This window comes from Pseudomonas sp. LBUM1672 (genome assembly GCF_059695655.1).
In genome coordinates this window covers 654,554-669,063 of sequence record NZ_CP166781.1, presented here as the reverse complement: position 1 = coordinate 669,063, position 14,510 = coordinate 654,554, and the positions used below count along the sequence as shown (strand labels likewise).

Genomic DNA, 14,510 nt, shown 5'->3' with positions numbered 1-14,510 from the left:
GCGGGCAAGCCCGCTCCCACAGGATTTTCGCGATCCCTGTGGGAGCGGGCTTGCCCGCGATTGCGTCATCAGCATCACCCATGATCTCAGAGCCAATGCATGACCTCGCTGAACCTCACAACCCTCGCCTGGACACCCCAGGGCCACGGCCACTGCCATCACCAGTTCCAGCTGCGCGACGCGTCCCTGCAGGTGTCCGCCGGTGAGTTCGTCGGGTTGATCGGTCCCAACGGCAGCGGCAAAACCAGCCTGCTGCGTTGCGCTTATCGCTTCAGCAAGCCCGAGAGCGGCGAGGTCCGGCTCGACCACCACAACGTCTGGAAGCAATCCTCACGCTGGTGCGCGCAACGCATCGCCGTGGTGCTGCAGGAGTTCCCGGATGCCTTCGGCCTGACCGTCGACGAGGTGGTCGCCATGGGCCGCACGCCGCACAAAGGCCTGTTCGACGGCGTCACGCTTGAAGACCGAAATCTGGCGACTCAAGCATTGGAATCTGTCGGTCTCAGAGGCTTTGAAGACCACGCCTTCGCCACGCTCTCCGGCGGTGAAAAACAGCGCGTGATCCTCGCCCGCGCACTGGCGCAACAACCACAATTGCTGATCCTCGACGAGCCGACCAACCACCTCGACCCGCGCTTTCAGCTTGAGCTTTTACAGCTAGTCAAACGCCTGAAAATCGGCACCCTGGCCAGCATCCACGACCTCAATCTGGCCGCCGCTTTCTGCGATCGTTTGTACGTGATCAATCACGGTCGCATCGTCGTCAGCGGCACCCCGAAAGAAGTCCTGACCGCCCCGCTGCTGCGCGACGTGTTCGGCGTCGAAGCGCTGATCGATGAACACCCCTTGCACGGCTACCCACGAATCACCTGGATAACCCAATGATGAATTTGCGTTCCCTGCTCTGCGTCGCTCTGTTGCTGGGCAGTGCCCAAGCCTTTGCCGAAGCCACGAAATACCCACTGACGATCCACAGCTGCAACCGCGAAGTGACGTTCAAGCAAGCGCCGAAACACGCGGTCAGCCACGACATCAACATGACCCAGATGATGCTCGCCCTCGGCCTCAAACCGAGCATGGCCGGCTACAGCGGCGTCACGGGTTGGAAGTCGGTCACGCCCGAGATGCAGACCATCCTCGACGGCTTGCCCGAACTGGCAGCCAAATACCCGTCGGTGGAAACACTGCTCAACGCCAATGTCGATTTCTTCTTCGCCGGCTGGGATTACGGCATGCGCGTAGGCGGCGACCTCACGCCGCAAACGTTGCAACCACTGGGCATCAATGTCTATGAGCTGACCGAGTCCTGCGCCTTCGTCATGAAGCGTCCGCCGGCCAGCCTGGAAGACACCTACAACGACCTGCGCAACCTCGGCAAAATCTTCGACGTGCAGGATCGCGCCAATGCACTCATCGCCCAAATGCAGGCGCAAGTCGCCGAGGTGCGCAAGGATCTGCCTGCCGACAAACCGCGCGTGTTTCTCTACGACAGCGGTGAAGACCGCGCCATGACTTCCGGCCGCCTCGGCATGCCGCAGGCACTGATCGACGCCGCAGGCGGGCGCAACATTCTGGACGACGTCGAGGCGAGCTGGACCCGCGTGAACTGGGAAAATGTGGTCGAGCGCAACCCGCAGGTGATCGTGATCGTCGACTACGGCGACGTCACCGCCGAACAGAAGGAGCAATTCCTGCTCGACAACAAGGCGCTGGAATCGGTGGACGCGATCAAGCACCAGCGCTTCATCGTGATTCCCTACGTGCAGGCCACGCCGGGCATCGACAACGTGCTGGCGGTTGAAACCCTGGCCAAAGGTTTCCACGGCGAATGATGGATCGTCGCTATGTCTTGCTGCTGGTGATGCTCGGCGCGCTGTTGCTGGTGTCGTGCGTGGTGTCGCTGGGCTTCGGCCCGGCGCGGGTTCCGGTGGACGTGGTGTGGCGGATCTTGCTGCACAAGATTTTGGGTGTCGGCGTTGCGGACTGGACCGCCGGGCAGGAACACATCGTGTGGTTGATCCGTGTGCCGCGCATGCTGCTCGGTGCGTTGGTGGGTGCTGGGCTGGCGCTGATCGGCGCCGTGTTGCAAGCGGTGACGCGCAATCCGTTGGCTGACCCGCATCTGCTCGGGGTCACTTCCGGCGCGACCCTTGGCGCGGTAATCGTGGTGCTGCATGTCGGTGAAATCGTCGGTCTGCTGACCTTGCCGATCGCAGCGTTCATCGGCGCACTGCTGAGCATGGTGATCGTGCTGATGATCGCCAATCGCAACGGCCGACTGGACAGTGACCGCCTCCTGCTGTGCGGCGTGGCCGTGTCGTTCGTGATGATGGCGATTGCCAATTTGCTGCTGTTTCTCGGCGATCACAGGGCGAGTTCCGCGGTGATGTTCTGGATGCTCGGCGGGCTCGGGTTGGCGCGTTGGGAGTTGCTTGCGGTGCCGGCCGCCAGCGTGTTGCTGGGATTGGTCTTGCTGCTAGGCATGGCCCGACCGTTGAATGCGCTGATGGCTGGTGAACAGACCGCCGTGACCCTCGGTTTGAATGCTCGAACCGTTCGGTTGCGGGTGTTTTTGATTGCATCGCTGATGACCGGGGTACTGGTGTCGATCAGTGGTTCCATCGGGTTTGTCGGGCTGATGGTGCCGCACATAGCGCGACGATTGGTCGGCGCCGAACACCGTCGGTTGCTGCCGGTGTGCGTGTTGCTGGGCAGCATTTTCCTCGTCTGGGTCGATGTCGCCGCCCGCACCCTGATCGCCCCGGAAGACCTGCCCATCGGCGTCGCCACCGCGGCCATCGGCGGCCTGTTCTTCATCGGCCTCATGCGCCGCCGCTGAGCCTGTCAGCACACCACCGAACCTTGTGGGAGCTAGCCTGCTGGCGATGACGGCGGCACATCCAGCATCACTTCGCCTGAAATGCCGCTATCGCGAGCAGGCTCGCTCCCACAGGGGTTTATCGTTGTCCACAGGCTCCGTGTCCGACACAAACCCACTGTGGGAGCGTGATTCTGGGGTTGTTTAGGTGTGTTTATACGAATGCAAAAAAACCGGACGTTTCCCACGACTTTTTCAGGTTGTTCGTCGGACGTGGGCTGTCTAGTCTGGGGGTGTCACTGAAGACTCAGTGATCGGGTGTGAGAACCCGGCCAGGTTTCAATCTATCGCAAGCACCACCATAATTGCCGCCAGCTTATTCGCTGCCTGCAATGTTCTATGGCGGCTGTGTGCGGGCGGACTTCGGTTCGGCCGGGTTGATTCCTACCGGTTTCTCACTCCGCACATAGCTGCCACCCCTTCGTCGCGTGAGAAACGACAAGTGATGGCTCCAATTGCTTCAAGGGAATCATTGCCATGACTAAGAAAATCGTACCCGATCCACCCATCGACACCACCACGCCCGAACCCGAAACATCACGCGACGACGACCTGCTTCGAGACCGCGAAGCCATCAACCGCGCCCTCGACTACTACCTCGATCCCGCGACCCACTACGCCGAAAAACCCCGCCGCCCCAGCACCATGTTCATGATTGCCCCCGACAACGACACCGAAAGCCTGTTGGTCAATGCCTGTGAATCCTTGGCATCCGCCAGTGTGATGGCCAGCGATTTCGCCGCCGACCTGATCGGCCCGCAACGTCACAAGGCGATGGCAATCCAGCAAATCATCATGCTCGCGGAACTGGCGGTGAACCGCGCGGTGGATAACGTCGTTCCCACCTAGAAACCTTGCAAAAAATTGTGGGAATGAGCCTCTGTGGCGACGGAGCTTGCTCCCGCTCGGCTGCGAAGCAGTCGTAAACCATTGCGCGCGGTACACCTGATGCACCGTGCTTGCAGGTTTTGGGGCCGCTTCGCGCCCCAGCGGGAGCAAGCTCCCTCGCCACAGGCTTTGTGTTCACTAGAGATTTTCTGCGCCCCAATGTGGCGCACCCCTACGCACCAACGCGCCAGACACGATCCTTCATGGTGCGCCGCCCCCTCTGCGCAACCGCTCTAACACGACATTTCCGTGCCTTTTACCGACCGGGCACAGCCTTTGCAAAACAGCCTTCAGTAGTCCGCATCTGCCAACCAAGAAAACTCATAAGTTCATGGAGATCGCACAATGAAGCGTCGCAGTTTGATCAAGGCTTTCACACTCACGGCAAGCATTGCCGCGATGGGCATGACCTGGACCGTCCAGGCCGCCGAGACCATCAAGGTCGGTATTCTGCATTCGTTGTCCGGCACCATGGCGATCTCCGAAACCTCGCTCAAAGACATGGCGTTGATGACCATCGACGAAATCAACGCCAAGGGCGGCGTGAACGGCAAGATGCTGGAACCGGTGGTTGTGGACCCTGCGTCGAACTGGCCGCTGTTCGCGGAAAAGGGTCGTCAGCTGCTGACTCAGGACAAGGTTGCGGTGGTGTTCGGTTGCTGGACATCGGTGTCGCGCAAATCGGTGTTGCCGGTGTTCGAAGAACTCAATGGCCTGCTGTTCTACCCGGTGCAATACGAAGGCGAAGAGATGTCGCCGAACGTGTTCTACACCGGTGCCGCGCCGAACCAGCAAGCGATCCCAGCCGTCGAGTACCTGATGAGTGAAGAAGGCGGCAGCGCCAAACGCTACTTCCTGCTCGGCACCGACTACGTTTACCCGCGCACCACCAACAAGATTCTGCGCTCGTTCCTGCACTCCAAAGGCGTGGCGGACAAAGACATCGAAGAGGTCTACACCCCGTTCGGTCACAGCGACTACCAGACCATCGTGGCCAACATCAAAAAATTCTCGGCCGGTGGCAAAACGGCGGTCATCTCCACCGTCAACGGCGACTCCAACGTGCCGTTCTATAAAGAGCTGGCCAACCAGGGCCTGAAAGCCACTGACGTTCCGGTCGTGGCGTTCTCGGTCGGCGAAGAAGAACTGCGCGGCATCGACACCAAACCGCTGGTGGGCAACCTCGCGGCCTGGAACTACTTTGAGTCGGTGGAAAACCCGGCGAATAAGAAGTTCGTCGCCGACTGGAAAGCCTACGCCAAGAAACACAACCTGCCGGGCGCCGACAAAGCGGTGACCAACGACCCGATGGAAGCCACGTACGTGGGCATCCACATGTGGGCGCAAGCGGCGGAGAAAGCCAAGTCCACCGACGTCGACAAAGTCCGCGAAGCCCTCGCCGGCCAGACCTTTGCCGCGCCGTCGGGTTACACGCTGACCATGGACAAGACCAACCACCACCTGCACAAACCGGTGATGATCGGCGAGATCCAGGCCGATGGTCAGTTCAACGTGGTGTGGCAGACCGAAGGGCCGATCCGCGCCCAGCCTTGGAGCCCGTTCATTTCGGGTAACGACAAGAAGCCGGATTATGCGGTGAAGAGCAACTGAGGCGGATCTGGGGTTTGGGGTGGGTCTGAGATCCACCCCTCACCCCAGCCCTCTCCCCAATGGGGAGAGGGGGAAAGGGAGCCGATCTTCATGCTTTTCAAAGCCTGAGTTCGACTCGATTTTGCAGGTCGCAGCAAATTGGCCAAACACCTCGGTCAGTCCCCTCGCCCCTTTGGGGAGAGGGTTGGGGTGAAGGGTCGATTTAACAGGAACACCACCAATGCCCACTGCCCTCTACCGCGTCATCCTCGCCATCGCGCTTTTGCTGCCGATGGCCGCGCATTCAGGCGACGCCGAAGACTTCGTCGCCACCAATCCCATGCAGCAAGCCAAGCTTCTCGAATCCTGGGCCGCGCAGCCCGATCCAGCCCGCATCGAACTGATCAACGCCCTGCAACAAGGCGAGCTGACCGTCGACGGCCAACCGAAAACCCTGCGCCTGAATAACCGCCTGCGGGGTCTGATCGACACCGCACTGGCCAGCCACCAATTGCTCGCCGCCGACGCCAAAATCCGTCTGGCCGCCGCGCAGCAATTGCAGAAAAGCGCCAAACCCGCGCAGCTGAAATTCCTCGACCAGCAACTGGCTGGCGAAACAGATGAAAGCGTCCATGCCGCATTGAGCCTGGCCCTGGCCAACCTGCAACTGGTCGACACCGACCCGGCTGTGCGCCTTGCTGCGGTGCGTCTGCTCGGCGAAACCGGCGATCCGCTGGCCCGCACCCGCCTCGAAAGCTTGCTGGAACCGGGCACCGAAGCCGACGCCAACGTGCGCACCGCCGCCGAAACCAGCCTGGCGCAAGTCAAACGCAAACTGCTGATCGGCGAGATGCTCGGTCAGGCTTTCAGTGGCATGTCATTGGGCTCGATTCTGCTGCTCGCGGCACTGGGCCTGGCGATCACCTTCGGCCTGCTCGGCGTAATCAACATGGCCCACGGCGAGATGCTGATGCTCGGCGCGTACTCAACCTACGTGGTGCAGCTGATGTTCCAGCGCTACGCCCCGCAAGCCATCGAGTTCTACCCATTGATCGCCTTGCCGGTGGCGTTTTTCGTCACCGCCGCGATCGGCATGGCGCTGGAACGCACGGTGATTCGTCACCTCTACGGCCGCCCGCTGGAAACCTTGCTCGCAACCTGGGGCATCAGCCTCATGCTGATTCAGCTGGTGCGACTGGTGTTCGGCGCGCAGAACGTTGAAGTGGCCAACCCCGCGTGGCTCTCGGGCGGGATTCAGGTGTTGCCGAATCTGGTGCTGCCGTACAACCGCATCGTGATCATCGCCTTCGCGCTGTTTGTGGTGGTGCTGACCTGGCTGCTGCTGAACAAGACGCGCCTGGGTTTGAACGTGCGCGCCGTCACCCAGAACCGCAACATGGCCGCCTGCTGCGGCGTCCCGACCGGGCGCGTGGACATGCTCGCGTTTGGCCTCGGCTCAGGCATCGCCGGGCTCGGCGGCGTGGCCCTCAGCCAGATCGGCAACGTCGGCCCGGACCTTGGCCAGAGCTACATCATCGACTCGTTCCTGGTGGTGGTGCTCGGCGGTGTCGGACAGTTGGCCGGTAGCGTCCTGGCCGCGTTCGGCCTCGGTATCGCCAACAAGATTCTCGAACCGCAGATCGGCGCCGTGCTCGGCAAGATCCTGATCCTCGCGCTGATCATTCTGTTCATCCAGAAGCGTCCGCAAGGCCTCTTCGCACTGAAAGGACGGGTGATCGACTGATGAACCAGCCCCTGATGCTCACGGCCACGCAAAAGGCCGGCCCCAAAGTCACCATCGCTGTCGGCGCGGTGATTCTGGTTCTGCTGCTGGCGTTGCCGCTCCTGTCGTTGTTGCCGCCGGACAGCGCGTTTCACGTCTCGGCCTACACGTTGACGCTGGTGGGCAAGATCCTGTGCTACGCCATCGTCGCCCTGGCCCTGGACCTGGTCTGGGGTTACGCCGGTCTGTTGTCACTCGGCCACGGTCTGTTCTTCGCCCTCGGCGGTTACGCGATGGGCATGTACCTGATGCGCCAGGCGTCGGGCGATGGCTTGCCGGCGTTCATGACCTTCCTGTCGTGGACCGAACTGCCGTGGTACTGGACCGGCACCAGCAGCTTCCTGTGGTCGATGTGCCTGGTGGTGTTGGCCCCGGGGTTGCTGGCGCTGGTCTTCGGGTTCTTCGCCTTCCGTTCGCGGATCAAGGGCGTGTATTTCTCGATCATGACCCAAGCCCTGACCTTCGCCGGAATGCTGCTGTTTTTCCGCAACGAAACCGGGTTTGGCGGCAACAACGGCTTCACCAACTTTCGCACCATTCTCGGCTTTGGCATCACCGAACCGGGCACACGCGCGGTGTTGTTTTTTGCCACGGTGGTGTTGCTGGTGGCGAGTCTGTTTATCGGTTGGCGACTGGCGCAAAGCAAGTTCGGTCGCGTGCTGACGGCGCTAAGGGATGCGGAAAACCGCCTGATGTTTTGTGGCTACGACCCGCGAGGTTTCAAGCTGTTTGTCTGGGTGTTGAGCGCGGTGTTGTGCGGACTCGCGGGCGCGCTCTATGTGCCGCAAGTCGGGATCATCAACCCGAGTGAGATGTCGCCGACCAACTCCATTGAAGCCGCCGTCTGGGTCGCACTGGGTGGGCGCGGTACGCTGATCGGCCCACTGCTCGGCGCCGGTGTGGTCAACGGAATGAAGAGCTGGTTCACCGTGGCGTTCCCCGAATACTGGCTGTTCTTCCTCGGCGCGCTGTTCATTGTCGTGACCCTGTACTTGCCCAAAGGCGTGATCGGCCTGCTGAAAAAAAGAGGTGAACAATGAGAGTCACTGCGACGGCTGAATTCATGCTCGAACCGGCGTTTTTCCCAGTGGAGCCCAACAAGGACGCCGGCAGTAGCCGCGACGCCATCGGCCTCGGGCAACGAGTCGGTCCCGGCCTGAATACGCGCCACGGCACGATCCTGACCCTGGAAGACATCAGCGTCAGCTTCGATGGCTTCAAGGCGCTAAACGATCTGAACCTGTACATCGGCGTCGGCGAACTGCGCTGCATCATCGGTCCCAACGGCGCTGGCAAGACCACGTTGATGGACGTCATCACCGGCAAGACTCGCCCCAGTCACGGCAAAGCCTGGTTCGGTGAAACCCTCGATCTGACGTCGATGAGTGAAGTGCAGATCGCCCAGGCCGGTATCGGCCGCAAGTTCCAGAAGCCGACGGTGTTCGAAGCCTTGAGCGTGTTCGAGAACCTGGAACTCGCGCAGAAAACCGACAAGTCGGTGTGGGCCAGCCTGCGGGCTCGCCTCAGTGGCGAACAGAAAGACCGCATCAGCGAAGTGCTGGAAACCATTCGCCTGACCAGCTCGGTCAATCGCCCGGCGGGGTTGTTGTCCCACGGTCAGAAGCAGTTTCTGGAGATCGGCATGCTGCTCATGCAAGACCCGCAACTGCTGCTGCTCGACGAGCCCGTAGCGGGCATGACCGATGCCGAAACCGAGTTCACCGCCGAGCTGTTCAAGAGCCTCGCGGGCAAGCATTCGCTGATGGTGGTGGAGCACGACATGGGTTTTGTCGGCTCCATTGCCGACCACGTCACCGTGTTGCACCAGGGCAGCGTGCTGGCCGAAGGGTCGCTGGAGCAGGTGCAGGAAAACGAGCGGGTGATCGAGGTTTATCTCGGTCGATGAACCTGCCAACACGGTCACTGTGGGAGCTGGCCTGCCAGCGATAGCAGTAGGTCAGACAACATCAATGCTGAATGTGCCGCCCCCATCGCTGGCAGGCCAGCTCCCACAGGGGTTCTGTTTGAAATTTAAGGAATCTGGACATGCTGCAAGTCGACAAGCTGCACCAGTATTACGGCGGTAGCCACATCCTGCGGGGCCTGACGTTTGACGTGAAGGTCGGTGAAGTCACGTGCCTGCTGGGGCGCAACGGTGTCGGCAAGACCACCCTGCTCAAATGCCTGATGGGTTTGCTGCCGGCCAAGGAAGGCGCGGTGAACTGGGAAGGCAAACCGATCACCACGTTCAAACCACACCAGCGAGTGCATGCCGGGATCGCTTATGTGCCACAGGGACGCGAGATTTTCGGCCGGCTGACCGTCGAAGAAAACCTGCTGATGGGCCTGTCGCGATTTCCTGGCTCTGAAGCCAAGGAAGTCCCGGCATTCATCTACGAGCTGTTCCCGGTGTTGCTGCAAATGAAGCAACGACGCGGCGGTGACTTGTCCGGCGGCCAACAACAACAATTGGCGATCGGTCGCGCATTGGCCAGTCGTCCACGGCTGCTGATTCTCGATGAGCCTACCGAAGGCATCCAGCCGTCGGTGATCAAGGAGATTGGTGCGGTCATCAAGAAGCTCGCCGCCCGGGGCGACATGGCGATTCTGTTGGTCGAGCAGTTCTACGATTTCGCCGCCGAACTGGCCGACCAGTACCTGGTGATGTCCAGGGGCGAGATCGTGCAGCAAGGTCGCGGCGAAAACATGGAAGCCGAGGGTGTGCGTGGCCTGGTTACGATCTAATCTGCAGCGTCCTGACGATAATCAGAAAATATGAATTTACCTCTCCCCACTGCCCTGTTTACCCCGAGCTGGCACGCTGAACTGGAGCTCGGCTACGCCCGTTTCGGCGATAGCACGCGCCCGGTCCTGCGCCGGCATAAAGGCCCGCTGCGGGTGCAGAAGCACCTGTATGCCGAAGGGCCCGAGGTGTGCCAACACATCATCGTCCACCCGCCGGGCGGCATTGCCGGCGGTGATCGGCTGGATATCAGCGCCAGCGTCGGCAGCCAGGCCTGGGCACAAATCACCAGCCCGGGTGCGGCCAAGTGGTATCGCGCCGCAGGGCCCGCCTATCAGCACCTGAATCTTAAAGTGGCGAGCGGTGCGACACTGGAATGGCTGCCGCAAGAGACGATTATTTTCAGCGACGCTCAGGCCGAGCTCAGCACCGCCATTGATCTGGAGGGCGACGCCCGTTTGTTTTACTGGGACGTTGTGGCCCTGGGTCGCCCAGCCAGCGGCGAGCGCTTCGACCTCGGTCATTTTCAGGCGCAGCTGGACATCCGCCGCGACGGCCAGTTGCTCTGGCACGAACGCCAGCGCATTGTCGGGGATGATGGTTTGCTCGACTCGCCGATTGGCCTGGATGGGCAGCCGGTGTTTGCGACGTTGCTGGTGACGGGGGAGATTGATAGCGAACTGCTGGAAACCTGCCGCTCGCTACCCAATGCAGTGCGCGGGGATCTTACCCAATTGCCTGGTTTGCTCGTCGCCCGTTGCCTGGCCGGTGAGGCGTTGTTGGCGAGAGGTTGGTTGATAGATTTATGGCGATTGCTCCGGCCTGCGTTACTCGGCCGAGAAGCCGTCCCACCCCGAATATGGAGCACCTGAAATGCAATCCAATGTGGGAGCGAGCCTGTTCGCGATAGCGTCGGCACATTCAACACATCAGTTGCCTGACACACCGCCATCGCGAGCAGGCTCACTCCCACAGGGTTTTGTATTTACAGATCCGAATACTTTTTATCTGCCCAGATGGATTCCAAACGATGGACCTGACCCCACGCGAAAAAGACAAGCTGCTGATCTTCACTGCCGGCCTCGTGGCCGAGCGGCGTTTGGCGCGCGGCGTGAAACTCAATTATCCGGAAGCCATGGCCTACATCTCCGCGGCGCTGCTCGAAGGCGCCCGTGACGGCCAGACCGTGGCCGAGCTGATGCACTTCGGCACCACCCTGCTCAACCGCGAACAAGTGATGGAAGGCATCCCGGAAATGATCCCGGAGATCCAGGTCGAAGCGACGTTCCCCGACGGCACCAAACTGGTCACCGTTCACCAACCCATCGCCTGAGGACGCGTCATGACCTATCAAATCCGTGATGCGCTGCACGCCGACCTGCCGGCGATCCGCGACATCTACAACGACGCCGTGCTCAACACCACGGCGATCTGGAACGAACAGGCCGTGGACCTGGGCAACCGTCAGGCCTGGTTCAGTGCCCGGCAAGCCCAGGCTTATCCGATCCTGGTGATTGTCGACGGTGATAACACGGTGCTGGGCTACGCTTCATTTGGTGACTGGCGGCCGTTCGACGGTTTCCGCCATACCGTCGAGCATTCTGTCTACGTGCGCAGCGATCAACGAGGCAACGGTCTCGGCCCGCTACTGATGACGGCGCTGATCGAACGCGCCAAAGGCTGTGACAAACACGTCATGGTCGCGGCCATCGAAAGCGGCAATGCCGCTTCCATCCGTTTGCATGAACGGGCCGGTTTCGTGATCACTGGAGAGATGCCGCAAGTGGGCACCAAATTCGGCCGCTGGCTGGACCTGACTTTCATGCAACTGACCCTCAATCCTGGCGCGGAGCCGCCGCCCGCCCACAAGGAGTAATTGCCGATGAACGCTGCCCAACTACGCCGCGTCAATGTTGAAAGCTTTGCGCACTATCGTCAGGGTTTGATTGATCTGCTGCTCGACGCCGTCGGTTATGGCGCCAGTGTCGGGTTCATGGCCAATCTGGACGCCGCTGCGGCCCGCGCCTATTTCGATGACGTTCAGGACAACCTGAACAAAGGCAACGTGCTGCTGTGGGTGGTGGTCAAGGACGAGCAAGTGCAGGCCAGCGTGCAGTTGACCCTGTGCCAGAAAGCCAATGGCCTGAACCGCGCTGAAGTGCAGAAACTGCTGGTGCGCGAGCATGCGCGCCGTCGTGGCCTGGGCCAACAGTTGATGAGCGCGCTGGAACAGGCCGCGCTCCAGCACAAGCGCGGCATGCTTTATCTCGACACGGAGGCCGGCTCACCGGCCGAGGATTTCTACAAGGCATTGGGTTACACCAAGGCCGGTCAAATCCCCGACTACGCCTGCGACCCGAGCGGCCAGTACAAACCGACCGCCCTCTACTACAAGATTCTTCAGGGGGCCCATTGATGATTCCCGGTGAATACCAGATCCAGCCCGGCGACATCGAACTCAATGTGGGCCGCCGCACGGTCAGCCTGAAAGTGGCCAACAGCGGTGACCGGCCAATCCAGGTCGGCTCGCATTACCACTTCTTCGAAACCAACGACGCCCTGACTTTCGACCGTGCGGCCAGTCGCGGCATGCGCCTGAACATCCCCGCCGGCACCGCCGTGCGCTTCGAGCCGGGGCAGAGTCGCGAGGTCGAACTGGTGGACCTGGCCGGGCATCGCCGGGTGTTCGGGTTTGCCGGCAGGATCATGGGTGACCTTGACTGATCGACCCCTGTGGCGAGGGGATTTATCCCCGTTCGGGTGCGAAGCACCCGCCATCCAGCCAACGAAGTATTGCGGATAAACCGAAGTGGCAGATTTACGACCGCTACGCGGCCGAACGGGGATAAATCCCCTCGCCACAATAAATTTGTGCAAGGAATTGTGATGAAGATTTCCCGTCAGGCCTACGCCGACATGTTCGGCCCCACCGTCGGTGACAAGGTCCGTCTGGCCGATACCGAGCTGTGGATCGAAGTGGAAAAAGACTTCACCACCTACGGCGAAGAAGTGAAATTCGGCGGCGGCAAAGTCATCCGTGATGGCCAGGGCCAGAGCCAGCTTTTAGCCGCAGAGGTCGTCGACACCCTGATCACCAACGCGCTGATCATCGACCACTGGGGCATCGTCAAGGCCGACGTCGGCCTCAAGGACGGGCGCATCGCCGCGATCGGCAAGGCCGGCAATCCGGACATCCAGCCGAACGTGACCATCGCGGTCGGCGCCAGCACCGAAGTCATTGCCGGGGAAGGCATGATCCTCACCGCCGGCGGCATCGACACGCACATCCACTTCATCTGCCCGCAGCAGATCGAAGAAGCGCTGATGAGCGGCGTCACCACCATGATCGGTGGCGGCACCGGCCCGGCCACCGGCACCAACGCCACCACCTGCACCTCCGGGCCGTGGCACCTGGCGCGCATGCTTCAAGCAGCCGATGCCTTCCCGATGAACATCGGCTTCACCGGCAAGGGCAACGCCAGCCTGCCGCAGCCGTTGATCGAGCAGGTCAAGGCCGGCGCGATCGGCCTCAAGCTACATGAAGACTGGGGCACCACCCCGGCGAGCATCGACAACTGCCTGAACGTCGCCGACCAATACGACGTGCAGGTCGCGATCCACACCGACACGCTCAACGAGTCGGGCTTCGTCGAAACCACCCTCGCCGCCTTCAAGGGCCGCACCATTCACACCTATCACACCGAAGGTGCGGGCGGTGGTCATGCCCCGGACATCATCAAGGCGTGCGGTTTTGCCAATGTGCTGCCGAGCTCGACCAATCCGACCCGGCCGTTCACCCGCAACACCATCGACGAACACCTCGACATGCTCATGGTCTGCCACCACCTGGACCCGAGCATCGCCGAAGACGTGGCCTTCGCCGAAAGCCGCATCCGCCGCGAAACCATCGCCGCCGAAGACATCCTGCACGACCTCGGCGCGTTCTCGATGATCAGCTCCGACAGCCAGGCCATGGGCCGTGTCGGCGAAGTCATCACGCGCACCTGGCAGACCGCTGACAAGATGAAAAAACAGCGCGGCCCACTGCCGGGCGATGGCGAAGGCAACGACAACTTCCGCGCCAAACGCTACATCGCCAAGTACACGATCAACCCGGCGATCACCCACGGCATCAGCCATGAAGTGGGTTCGGTCGAAGTGGGCAAATGGGCCGATCTGGTGCTCTGGCGTCCAGCGTTTTTCGGTGTCAAACCGACGCTCATCCTCAAGGGTGGCGCCATCGCCGCCAGCCTGATGGGCGATGCCAACGCCTCGATTCCAACGCCGCAACCGGTGCACTACCGACCGATGTTTGCCAGCTACGGCGGCTCGTTGCACGCCACCAGCCTGACTTTTATCAGCCAGGCGGCGCAGGAGGCTGGCTTGCCTGAAGCGTTGGGTTTGAAGAAGAAAATCGCTGTGGTCAAAGGGTGTCGCGAGGTGCAGAAAACCGACCTGATTCACAACGACTATCTGCCGAACATTGATGTCGACCCGCAGACTTATCAGGTCAAGGCTGATGGGGTTTTGCTCTGGTGTGAGCCAGCGGATGTGCTGCCGATGGCCCAGCGTTACTTCCTGTTCTGATACCCGGCCAGGCATAAAAAATCCGGCACGAAGGTCATCAA

Annotated in this window: 15 protein-coding genes; all 15 read left to right on the top strand. The window is 61.2% G+C overall.

Annotated features, from left to right (window positions below; genetic code table 11):
* Positions 1-99: 99 nt before the first annotated feature.
* Positions 100-885 (top strand): ABC transporter ATP-binding protein, encoded by a 786-nt coding sequence (locus ACA053_RS02970; RefSeq protein ID WP_497394506.1) that lies wholly within the window; start codon positions 100-102, stop codon positions 883-885.
* Positions 885-1,832 carry an ABC transporter substrate-binding protein gene (locus ACA053_RS02965; RefSeq protein WP_497394505.1) on the top strand — a complete coding sequence of 316 codons (948 nt, stop codon included), beginning with the start codon at positions 885-887 and terminating at the stop codon, positions 1,830-1,832. Before ACA053_RS02970 ends, ACA053_RS02965 begins: the two co-directional genes overlap by 1 nt.
* Positions 1,829-2,839, top strand: coding sequence for a FecCD family ABC transporter permease (locus ACA053_RS02960; RefSeq protein WP_497394504.1), 1,011 nt, complete (start codon positions 1,829-1,831; stop codon positions 2,837-2,839). Before ACA053_RS02965 ends, ACA053_RS02960 begins: the two co-directional genes overlap by 4 nt.
* Before the next feature lie 516 nt (positions 2,840-3,355).
* Positions 3,356-3,727 carry a DUF6124 family protein gene (locus ACA053_RS02955; RefSeq protein ID WP_109627758.1) on the top strand — a complete coding sequence of 124 codons (372 nt, stop codon included), beginning with the start codon at positions 3,356-3,358 and terminating at the stop codon, positions 3,725-3,727.
* A gap of 384 nt (positions 3,728-4,111) precedes the next feature.
* Entirely contained in the window at positions 4,112-5,377 is a 1,266-nt protein-coding gene (gene urtA, locus ACA053_RS02950) for an urea ABC transporter substrate-binding protein (RefSeq protein WP_010463931.1), read from the top strand.
* A 220-nt stretch (positions 5,378-5,597) separates the two neighbouring features.
* Positions 5,598-7,100 (top strand): urea ABC transporter permease subunit UrtB, encoded by a 1,503-nt coding sequence (urtB, locus tag ACA053_RS02945; protein ID WP_497394503.1) that lies wholly within the window; start codon positions 5,598-5,600, stop codon positions 7,098-7,100.
* Positions 7,100-8,179: an urea ABC transporter permease subunit UrtC gene (gene urtC, locus ACA053_RS02940; protein WP_109627756.1), complete on the top strand. Its 1,080-nt coding sequence runs from the start codon at positions 7,100-7,102 to the stop codon at positions 8,177-8,179. The genes urtB and urtC overlap by 1 nt, the downstream gene beginning before the upstream one ends.
* Positions 8,176-9,045, top strand: a complete 870-nt coding sequence (urtD, locus tag ACA053_RS02935) for an urea ABC transporter ATP-binding protein UrtD (RefSeq protein ID WP_497394502.1) — start codon at positions 8,176-8,178, stop codon at positions 9,043-9,045. Before urtC ends, urtD begins: the two co-directional genes overlap by 4 nt.
* A 140-nt stretch (positions 9,046-9,185) precedes the next feature.
* Positions 9,186-9,884 carry an urea ABC transporter ATP-binding subunit UrtE gene (gene urtE, locus ACA053_RS02930; RefSeq protein ID WP_008031204.1) on the top strand — a complete coding sequence of 233 codons (699 nt, stop codon included), beginning with the start codon at positions 9,186-9,188 and terminating at the stop codon, positions 9,882-9,884.
* 30 nt (positions 9,885-9,914) lie between these two features.
* Positions 9,915-10,754, top strand: coding sequence for an urease accessory protein UreD (locus ACA053_RS02925; RefSeq protein WP_497394501.1), 840 nt, complete (start codon positions 9,915-9,917; stop codon positions 10,752-10,754).
* Positions 10,755-10,912: 158 nt separating this feature from the next.
* A complete protein-coding gene (ureA, locus tag ACA053_RS02920) occupies positions 10,913-11,215 on the top strand; it encodes an urease subunit gamma (protein ID WP_109627753.1) in 303 nt (100 codons plus the stop codon).
* A 9-nt stretch (positions 11,216-11,224) separates the two neighbouring features.
* The gene (locus ACA053_RS02915) at positions 11,225-11,758 is read left to right on the top strand and encodes a GNAT family N-acetyltransferase (RefSeq protein ID WP_497315299.1); all 534 of its coding nucleotides are present in this window, start codon (positions 11,225-11,227) and stop codon (positions 11,756-11,758) included.
* Positions 11,759-11,764: 6 nt separating this feature from the next.
* Positions 11,765-12,298: a GNAT family N-acetyltransferase gene (locus ACA053_RS02910; RefSeq protein ID WP_497315297.1), complete on the top strand. Its 534-nt coding sequence runs from the start codon at positions 11,765-11,767 to the stop codon at positions 12,296-12,298.
* Positions 12,298-12,606, top strand: a complete 309-nt coding sequence (locus ACA053_RS02905; RefSeq protein ID WP_109627750.1) for an urease subunit beta — start codon at positions 12,298-12,300, stop codon at positions 12,604-12,606. Before ACA053_RS02910 ends, ACA053_RS02905 begins: the two co-directional genes overlap by 1 nt.
* Before the next feature lie 162 nt (positions 12,607-12,768).
* Positions 12,769-14,469, top strand: a complete 1,701-nt coding sequence (ureC, locus tag ACA053_RS02900; RefSeq protein ID WP_497394500.1) for an urease subunit alpha — start codon at positions 12,769-12,771, stop codon at positions 14,467-14,469.
* Positions 14,470-14,510: the final 41 nt, after the last annotated feature.

What these genes read in the sequence shown, in the direction of transcription:
- ACA053_RS02960 (WP_497394504.1), top strand. Translation starts at nt 1,829, where the DNA reads ATGATGGATCGTCGCTATGTCTTGCTGCTGGTGATGCTCGGCGCGCTG.
- urtD (WP_497394502.1), top strand. Translation starts at nt 8,176, where the DNA reads ATGAGAGTCACTGCGACGGCTGAATTCATGCTCGAACCGGCGTTTTTC.
- ureC (WP_497394500.1), top strand. Translation starts at nt 12,769, where the DNA reads ATGAAGATTTCCCGTCAGGCCTACGCCGACATGTTCGGCCCCACCGTC.
- ACA053_RS02910 (WP_497315297.1), top strand. Translation starts at nt 11,765, where the DNA reads ATGAACGCTGCCCAACTACGCCGCGTCAATGTTGAAAGCTTTGCGCAC.
- urtB (WP_497394503.1), top strand. Translation starts at nt 5,598, where the DNA reads ATGCCCACTGCCCTCTACCGCGTCATCCTCGCCATCGCGCTTTTGCTG.
- ACA053_RS02915 (WP_497315299.1), top strand. Translation starts at nt 11,225, where the DNA reads ATGACCTATCAAATCCGTGATGCGCTGCACGCCGACCTGCCGGCGATC.
- ureA (WP_109627753.1), top strand. Translation starts at nt 10,913, where the DNA reads ATGGACCTGACCCCACGCGAAAAAGACAAGCTGCTGATCTTCACTGCC.
- urtC (WP_109627756.1), top strand. Translation starts at nt 7,100, where the DNA reads ATGAACCAGCCCCTGATGCTCACGGCCACGCAAAAGGCCGGCCCCAAA.
- urtA (WP_010463931.1), top strand. Translation starts at nt 4,112, where the DNA reads ATGAAGCGTCGCAGTTTGATCAAGGCTTTCACACTCACGGCAAGCATT.
- ACA053_RS02970 (WP_497394506.1), top strand. Translation starts at nt 100, where the DNA reads ATGACCTCGCTGAACCTCACAACCCTCGCCTGGACACCCCAGGGCCAC.
- ACA053_RS02905 (WP_109627750.1), top strand. Translation starts at nt 12,298, where the DNA reads ATGATTCCCGGTGAATACCAGATCCAGCCCGGCGACATCGAACTCAAT.
- ACA053_RS02955 (WP_109627758.1), top strand. Translation starts at nt 3,356, where the DNA reads ATGACTAAGAAAATCGTACCCGATCCACCCATCGACACCACCACGCCC.
- ACA053_RS02965 (WP_497394505.1), top strand. Translation starts at nt 885, where the DNA reads ATGAATTTGCGTTCCCTGCTCTGCGTCGCTCTGTTGCTGGGCAGTGCC.
- urtE (WP_008031204.1), top strand. Translation starts at nt 9,186, where the DNA reads ATGCTGCAAGTCGACAAGCTGCACCAGTATTACGGCGGTAGCCACATC.
- ACA053_RS02925 (WP_497394501.1), top strand. Translation starts at nt 9,915, where the DNA reads ATGAATTTACCTCTCCCCACTGCCCTGTTTACCCCGAGCTGGCACGCT.